The following is an 8,732-nucleotide window of genomic DNA, read 5'->3' on the forward strand; positions in this document are numbered from 1 at the left end:
CCGGGGAGAGTCTCGATAGAAAATCCATCTCCAACTCGCCTTCATAAGTTTCGGCGCCGACCTTCAATGCTTCGGCCACGCGCGCCTGCGTCACCTCGCTAGCGACACTCAAATCGGACTCATGGGCTTCCACCAGAAGCCCCTCCGCCAAGGAGCCAAATGCTCCCAGATCCACGGCCGCCTTGACGTGAGCGACGGTATGCGCAGGAAACGAGGCGATACGGTGGGCCAGTCTCTCGACAAAGGGCGTCAACTCGTCCGCTGGCAACGCTCGATTGATATAGCCGTAGCGTTCTGCCAGTTCTGCGGAGAAATCATCGCAACCCAGGAGCACCTCCAAGGCGCGTCCCCGCCCGATGAGTCGTGGCAATCGTTGCGTGGAGCCACCGCCCGGAACAAGCCCGACCGCTGCCTCCGGCTGGCCGAAGATCGCCTTGCCCACGGCAGCAAAACACATGTCCATGGCCAGCGCGATCTCATTGCCTCCGCCCCGGGCTCGCCCCTCGATCTTGGCAATGGTCACCTTGGGCATGTTCCTGAACCGCTCGCCGATCATCTGCGTAAGACGAAAGCTGCGCGTATGGGACACCCTTTTGGAGGCGGCCCCAACCCGGCCCAATCCAGAGTGGGCTATAAAGAAATCAGGAAGAGCGCTCTGTAAGACTACAACCCGGACGCTCTCATCGGTTTCGAGCTGCCTGCCGAGCTTGTCGAATTCCTGCGACAGAACATCATCGAGAAGATTTATCGGCGGGTGATTGATGCTGACGAATGCGACTCCGGAATCGAACCCGAACCGGAAACATTTGTAGTCGGAATATCGCATGGGAGTGGCTCCATTTTGCTGATCGGTTTGGCGTGGCCTCATTTCAGCAAAACGCCTCGATGAGCCAGAGGTCATCCGTTAGCCCGCCTCCGGACGACTCAATTCCTCGAGCAGGAAAATAAACGACTCATACGGTCGCCCGGTCGCGTGACGAAGGCCCATCTCACAGGTTCGGTTCGCCGAAATGTAGGCCTCGGCCGGGCGAGCATCCAGAACGGCTCTGACCTCGCGGGTCGCCGAGACGACGAGTTCGGGATGTAGGAGGCCTCTATCCCCGGCCGTACCGCAGCAGGTCGTGCCGATTGGCACCTCGACCTCATCGGCCAAATGCGTCGCGATCTGCCTGAGCGTCTTGGCCAATCCCAAATGCGTGATGGAGCAGGTCGGGTGCACGGCGATCCGCCCGAGTTTCCGCCGGATCGTCAAGATCGGAAGCAGGTCGCGACACCACGCAATCGAGTCGATGATGGTCAGACTCTCGTACCTGGCCTTGGTCTCGGCGTCGAGTAGTGAAGCAATATCCTGGCTGAGACCGAGAGTGCACGATGCCGCATCAACGATGATCGGGATCTTACCGGCGTCGCTCCACCGCAGCATGGCGTCGGCGATGGATTTGGCCATGAACTCGTGGCCTTTGGGATAACCTTTCGACTTCCACGGGGTGGAGCAACATAGACCTGCGACATCGGGCGGAATCCACAACGGCTTTCCGGCTCGTTCGGATAGTGTGACGAACGCCTCCGGCAAGGACGGCGAAGCCGGGCGGTCCGGATCGCGGCCAAACATCCGGTTGATGCAGGCGGGAAAGTAGACGGCTGCGGCACCGTTCTTTTCGGTTGACCGCAGAGCCCGGGCTGCCCGAGGCATCGGCCCCGGTACACTGGGTATCAGATCGGGACTCGCGACTGTTCGCGCAATCCCGGTCAAGGCCGTCAGCGGCTTGACTCCGAATAGAGCGGAGAAGGCATGCGTGGCGGACAGGCTCGCTCGGGATACCTTCTCGACCGCGCTCCAGTTCTTTGCGAGCCGTAGCGCGACCTTGTCAGCCGTCGGAGTGGTCTCGATCGCACGCAATTCGCGGATCAGAGCACCGGTGTTGATTCCGATCGGGCAGGGAATCGCGCATGTGCCATCGCCGGCGCAGGTCTCGATTCCATCGTACTGGTACTCCTCCTGCAGCCGGGCAAGCATTGGTGATCCCGGCGATTGGCGGGACATTTCACGCCTGAGCACGATCCGTTGCCTTGGCGTCATAGTGACGTTACGGCTGGGACAAACCGGTTCGCAAAATCCGCACTCGATGCATTGCGAAGAATCCGTAACGCTCTCGATCTGCGGCACCGATTTCAAATTCTCCAGGTGGAGTTTGGCATTGCGGGTCAGGATCACGTTCGGTCCTAAAATACCTTTTGGGTCGGCGAGCTCTTTGATTCGCCACATCATGGCGGTGGCCTTTGCACCCCATTCCGACTCGAGGAAAGGCGCCATGTTGAGACCGGTACCGTGCTCGGCCTTTAGCGAGCCGTCGTGCTTGCGGACGACGAGATCGACGAGTTCTTTCATGAAAGCCGCGTACCGTTCGTGGCCCTCTGGATCGCCGAAGTCCGCGACCAGCGTGAAGTGAAGATTTCCGTGGGCTGCGTGGCCGGCGACTCCGGGGATGAAGCCGTGCTTGCTGAGCAATTCCTGGATGTCCCTAGCCCCCTGCGCCAGGCGTCCTGGCGGAAAGCACACATCCTCGGTTATCAGCGTCGAGCCCTTGGGGCGCAGTTTGCCGATCAGTCCGAGCAGCCCTTCGCGGACGTGCCACGCGAGCTCGATAGCTTCCTCCACGCTCGTGAAGTCTACTGGATGGATTAGATTGGCGTTCGAGGTCAACTCGATGACCTTGTTCTGCAAAACCTCGAGCGCTCGCATGTCTTTGGCGCCGAACTCCACCAGCAGGGCCGCAGCTTTCGGATCGAGCGTTTTCCAATAGGCAGGGGTGTGCGCGAAGGCTTGGCCGGCGGCAGTGAGAGCGGGGGCGACCATCAACTCGACGGCGCTGGCTCCGAGACCGACGAGGCCGGGGACAAGGCCGACCGCTTCGTCGATGGTTGGCACCGGTATCCAAGCGACGCCGGTCACGCTAGGAGCAGAAACGGTGTCGATCACGGCCTCGGCGACGAACGCCAGCGTTCCCTCGGATCCCACGAGAAGACGACGAAAGATTTCAAGTGGCGTCTCGCCGTCGAGCAGAGCGCAGAGCCGGTAGCCATGAGTGTTCCGTATCGCATACTTTTGTCGCACACGGTCGACCAGTTCCCGATCGGCGAGCAGCTGTCCGCGGAGTTCCAGCAGCCCGATCGCAAGATCAGGTTCGGCTCGTTCGAATGCCGCCTCCGCGTCGGATGCCGAGGTGTCGATGACGGCGCCGGACGGCGTTACGAACGTCATCGCCGAGACGGTCTGATAAGCGTCGGTTTTGACGCTGCAGCGCATGCCGCCGGAGTTGTTGGCTATCACGCCACCGATGGTGCATGCGCTCGAACTTGCGGGATCCGGTCCGAGCCGTCGGCGGTATCGCCCGAGCATTGCGTTGACGTGCCCTAGGATCATTCCTGGACGCGCGCGCACTCGGCAGCCATCGTCCTCCACTTTCGCCCCGTACCAATGACGGCGCACGTCGATGAGTATATCGTCCGATTGGGATTGACCGTTCAGGCTGGTTCCCGCGGCGCGGAGCGTGGCGTGCCTTCCGTTCTCTCGGCAATAGCGGAAGAGCTTGACGATGTCATCGGTGCTTCGGGGCTGCACAACGACTTGGGGGACGAGCCGATACGGGCTCGCATCGGAGGCAAACCGTACGAGATCAATCGCTCTGTGGAGGACGTTCCCTTTTCCCAGGAGCGCGATGAGGTCGGCTCTCAGGCCACCTGGTGTCCCGTCGATCAGAGAGGCGGGGACTGCATCGCTCTTTGGTGGCCCATCGCACCGTGGTATGCGCGCAGGGTTCGCGGAAAACAGCTTTCTGATCAACGCGGCACCTCCTCTTGTGACTCGAGATGGACGGAGTTGCTCAAGGCACCCATCCCCTCGATCTCCACTTCGAAGACATCGCCCGGCTGCATGAAAACAGGAGGCTTGCGCGCCGCCCCAACGCCGCCGGGTGTTCCGGTGATGATCACATCACCCGGTTCTAGACTGATCGCGACGCTGATCATTTCGATCAGGGTGGGGACGTTGAAGATGAGCCGGTCGGTAGACGCATCCTGCATCACTCGGCCGTTCAAGCGGCCCTGGATGCGCAACCCGTGAGCCCCAGGCGGCAGGGCATCAGGCGTCACCAGCCAGGGACCGAACGCCCCTGTGGCGTCGAAATTCTTGCCCATCGTCCATTGCGGCGTGCGCAGTTGAAAATCGCGAATCGTGGCATCGTTGAACAGGGAGTAGCCCGCAACGTGATCGAGGGCCCTGTCGCGGCTGATGCGTCGTCCGCTCCGGCCGATCACCACGGCGAGCTCGGCCTCATAGTCCAGCGTGAACGATTCGCGTGGCTGCCGGATCGGTTCACCGTGAGCGATCAGACTCGTCGCGAACCGCGCGAAAATTTCGGGATAGACCGGCTTTTTGAGTCCGCTTTCCTCGAGGTGATCATCGTAGTTGAGACCGACACAGAGGATTTTCGGTGGCTTGGGCACCGGAGGCAGTATCCGAATTCCGTTCAGGTCGAGTGCCCGCATGGGCAGAAGGTCTCTGCCCGTGCGCAACAGATCTGCACCTTGCGCAATCAGTTCGGGAAGAGTGCCAGGAAATCCGCTTTCGCGCTCCGTAAGTCCATGCCAGCCCGAGCCGTCATCCGCCGCAATTCCGGGACTACCCCCCTCCTCGAAATGGAGAATGCGCATGGGTTTCTCCTTCAGCGGTCTGCGGACACGTGCCTCAGCGCGATAGATTCGTTCTGGCCAGGTCGCGATCTGTTGCCTGGGAGGGGATCCAAAATAAGGGCTGTCGCGTTCCGTTCGAAATGCCGTCAGTACGGGCATTCAATATGCGGCCCAACTTCCGCCGCGATTGAACGCGGCTGCTCAATTTAGGCTAATCATGCTCTAACTGTCAGCTGATGAGTTCAGATCTGACGAGGGACTCACACACGCACGTTGCGTCGACGGCAGTGACGGCGGCAGGAGGGGTGACATTGAGGGGTGCGCGGGCTTTCGCGATGTTCTCCGCGCGGTTGGCGTTGGCGAAGAGCCCGTAGTGGCGGATGCGGTGGAAGCCCTTGGGCAGCACGTGCATCAGGAAGCGCCTGATGAAGATGATACGCATGCCGTGGGGCCGAATTGCCTTTCATTCGGGTAAGGCGAGGTCGTTGGCTCTGGGCGGTTGAATCACGTCCAAACCAGTGTTGCGACTGAAACAGTGCAAGCTACTCGATCTCGACACCGGAGATTTTCCCGCAGATATCGAGCAACCTGTTCTGGAGAGCGCTATCTCGGCTCTGCGGATTCGGCTCGCGAGGCTTGAGGTGATAGAAATAGCCCGCAGTCGTCTGAGCATTGGGATCGTCGCTCGCCGCAAGCCATGCCTGGGTGAGATGCGCCTGATCCATATCGTCGGGCGCGCCTGGACCGCCCATCTTGGTGGGTACCCAGCCGGGCTCCAGAGCATTAGACAGCACATCGGGCCACAGGCGGGCGACCGCGAAGGCCAGCATGGCATCATGCAATTTGCTCTCGGCATAGGCTGTCGATCCGTTCCAGCGCCGCTTTCGCCAGAGGATGTCGTCCAGATGGGCGTCCGCATGGTGATGCATGCCGGAGCTCAGATAGACCAACCGCTTCGGCCTTTCGATCAATGCCGTGAGGATATAGGCGGCGAGCGTGTTGATCGCGAAGACGTGCGGCAGACCGTCGACTGTGATGTGGTGGCCTTCCCGGTAGCCGACGGCGGCATTATGAATGACCGCGTCGAAGCGGCCGACCGCGTTGACTTGCGCAGCGACGTCCCTGGCGCCAGCGATCGTCTCCAGATCGCCTGTTACGATCGCTTGGGCGGCAGGCAGCGTGCGCCTGGCATCATCGGCCCGGGCAGCGTTACGAGCGTGAAGGACGACCTGATGACCTTGATTGATGAGCAGTTCGCCTGCGGCGAGGCCGAGTCCGATTGACGAGCCGGAAATAAAGATGCGTGACATCGTATTTCTCCTTTGGGCAGGCCGGCGGACCGTGTCCGTGGCAGCACAATTTATCTTCAGGGTTGGGGACTGCGGGCGGTGACCACAAGCGCGGCACCAAGGAGCGCGCTGGCGGCACCAAACAGATAAACGGCGGCGTAACCGAACTGCCCCGCGATCACGCCCGCCGCGGGGCCGGACAGGCCATAGGCGATGTCGAGGAACGCAACGAATGCTCCCATCGCGCTGCCGCGATTGGCCGGCAGTACGCGTTTCAGGGCCTCCACCCCGAGGGCCGGGAAGACCAGCGCGCAGCCGAGGCCCGTGACCAGCGCGCCGGCAAGCGCGACGATCTCATGCGGTGCGCCCCACAGCATCGTCTGGCCGATCGCCTCGACGACCAGCGACCACCGCGCGACGCGATAACCGTTCATCCGGTCGGGTAGAGACCCGAGAACCACGCGAACGAAGATGAAACCGATACCGAAGGCGGTCATGACGAGACCTGCGTGATCCCAGTTCCGCGCCGCGAAGTAGAGCGAGGCGAACGCGGTCAGGCCCGACAGTCCGACGCCCTGCAGCATCAGGCCGAGACCCTCCCGCCAGATCTGGCCGATCACCGCGGAGAATGGCAGACGTCGGCCCGCCGGGCTGGTGTAGGACACTTCGCGGAAGGCGATGACCCCGGCAATGAGCGGCGCGACGATGCAGGCGACCATGGCAGCCTTGAGCCCGTGGGTCTGATAGAGCGCCATACCGATCGGCGCGCCGATGGCGAGCGCCGCGAACATGGCAATGCCGGTCCAGGACATCGACATGCCGACGCGTTTCGGGCCGACCGAGGCGATCGACCAGGAGACACAACCGGTGACGAACTGGCTCTCGCCGAAACCGGCGACCAAACGGCCGACGACAACGATGACGAGGCTGATCGTCGGGGACAACGCTGGCATGGCCGCGACGAGATAGAGCAGTCCTCCGATCACGCAGACCGCCGCGCCCTGAAGCGCCGAGCGCTTGCCGCCATGATGGTCGGTGAGGCTGCCCGCATAGCCACGCGTCAGCACGGTCGCGAGGAACTGGATGCCGATCACCAGCCCGACGATCAGATTGCTGAAGCCCAGTTTGTCGTGGACGAACAGCGGTATCACCGGCAGCGGCAGGCCGACGGCGAGATAGCCGCAGAAAAGCGCCGCGATGATGCCCGGCGCCGGCCGAGAAAGATGAGCCGGTGCGGCCTCCGATTGACTCACACCCGCTGCAGCAAGTGCTGACATGACAGCCTCCATGAAATTCGGTTGAGGAGATGACGTCGCCGCCCATTCTTCGGGCCGCGACGTTGGGTCAGGCCGCGGTCTTCGCGGCCGTAGATGCGCCGAACAGGTCCGGGCGATAGCCGCTCGCCTCGAGCAGATAGTCGCGCGAGGCGGTCACGTCGGCCGCGAGCTTGCCAACATCGACGCCGACCAGCTTGCCGGCACGCTTGCGGATCTCGCCTGCAACCATCACCGTGTCCACATCGGAGCGCTCGACCGCCTGGACGATCGTGCCGATGGCATTGGTCACCGGGAACACCGCGACACCATTGGTGCGGACCATGATGATGTCGGCCTGCTTGCCGGGGCTCAGGGTAGCGATCTCGCTTTCGAGGCCGGCCGCGCGGGCACCGTTGACGGTCGCGGCCCTGAGCACCGCCTCCACCGAGATCGGCGCAGGCACATTCTTCTCGCCTCGGAAGCGGCGGTAGCGCATCGCGGAGCGCTGCTGCCCGAACAAGGCGTGCATTTCCCCGAACAGGTCGCTGCCGAAGGCCGTGTCGAGGTCGATGCCGAGCGCCGGGGTCAGGCCGTGGTCGATCGCCTGCTGGTAGGCGAAGCTCTCATCGTCGAAGCCGAACAGCGCGTCCGAGCGCGGGTTGACGGTGACGTTGACGCCCGCGTCCGCAAACAGCTTCCAGGTCTCCCGCGGCACCCGGGTGCAGTGGTTGAAGATATTGTGCGGCCCGAGCACGCCGGGTTCGGCGAATTCCGGCCCAAGCTTGGCAAGGTCGCCGATGAACTCGGTCAGAATACGCATGTCGAGGCCGCGCGCGACCCTCCACCAGTCGAGATTGAGCTGGCCGAACAGGCCGACCCGAACCAGGCCGTCGCCATGGTTCCAGTTATCGGCGAGACGCTTGAGGTCCGCCGGCAAATGGGCCGCCGAGGCCTTCTTGTCCATCGCCGCGCCGACCATGTGCAACGCGCGGATGCCAGCGGCGTCGAGCGCGTCGAGCGCCGCATCGGTATGTCCGGGACTGCGCGATGAGTGGCAGGCGTCGATGATCGTGGTGATGCCGGCATCAAGCGAAGCGACCGCTGTCAGCTTCGTGCTCAGATACATGTCGAGCGGGCGGTAGTGCGCGCCCAGCGTCTCGGCCACGACGTCGATATAGGCGAAGAGATCGTCGACATCGGGCATCATGCGGCGCATCACGCCGAGCCACATGTGATGGTGGGCATCGACAAGGCCCGGCATGACGATGCTGCCGGTGGCATCGATCACCTCAGCGCCATCCACCTTAAGGTTCGCGCCGACCGCGGCGATCCGGCCGCCGTCGACCAGCACGTCGCCCGTCGAGAGATTGGAAATCTGGGGATCCATCGTCACGATGGTGCCTCTCTTGAAGAGGGTACGGTTCTTTTGGTTGCTCATTGGTCAAATCCTTTCAGTACGTTGCGAATTGGCTGCAGCCTTTATCGCTCCGAAAGA

Annotated in this window: 6 protein-coding genes and 1 pseudogene; all 7 read right to left on the minus strand. The window is 62.4% G+C overall.

The window, feature by feature from the left end; genetic code table 11:
• The coding region (locus ABSG20_RS22950; RefSeq protein WP_423866804.1) for an enoyl-CoA hydratase/isomerase family protein at positions 1-826 on the minus strand (826 nt) is incomplete at its 3' end.
• 78 nt (positions 827-904) lie between these two features.
• Positions 905-3,844, minus strand: coding sequence for an FAD-binding and (Fe-S)-binding domain-containing protein (locus ABSG20_RS22955; protein ID WP_423866805.1), 2,940 nt, complete (start codon positions 3,842-3,844; stop codon positions 905-907).
• Entirely contained in the window at positions 3,841-4,713 is an 873-nt protein-coding gene (locus ABSG20_RS22960) for a fumarylacetoacetate hydrolase family protein (protein WP_423866806.1), read from the minus strand. The genes ABSG20_RS22955 and ABSG20_RS22960 overlap by 4 nt, the downstream gene beginning before the upstream one ends.
• Positions 4,714-5,005: 292 nt before the next feature.
• Positions 5,006-5,122 (minus strand): annotated as a pseudogene (locus ABSG20_RS22965) (transposase); the annotation flags it as partial.
• 112 nt (positions 5,123-5,234) lie between these two features.
• Positions 5,235-6,002 (minus strand): SDR family NAD(P)-dependent oxidoreductase, encoded by a 768-nt coding sequence (locus ABSG20_RS22970; protein WP_423866807.1) that lies wholly within the window; start codon positions 6,000-6,002, stop codon positions 5,235-5,237.
• A gap of 56 nt (positions 6,003-6,058) precedes the next feature.
• Positions 6,059-7,258: an arabinose transporter gene (locus ABSG20_RS22975; protein ID WP_423866808.1), complete on the minus strand. Its 1,200-nt coding sequence runs from the start codon at positions 7,256-7,258 to the stop codon at positions 6,059-6,061.
• Positions 7,259-7,325: 67 nt separating this feature from the next.
• The gene (locus ABSG20_RS22980) at positions 7,326-8,675 is read right to left on the minus strand and encodes an amidohydrolase family protein (RefSeq protein ID WP_423866809.1); all 1,350 of its coding nucleotides are present in this window, start codon (positions 8,673-8,675) and stop codon (positions 7,326-7,328) included.
• Between the last annotated feature and the right edge of the window lie 57 nt (positions 8,676-8,732).

Source organism: Bradyrhizobium sp. (assembly GCF_049512235.1).
Lineage (GTDB): Bacteria > Pseudomonadota > Alphaproteobacteria > Rhizobiales > Xanthobacteraceae > Bradyrhizobium.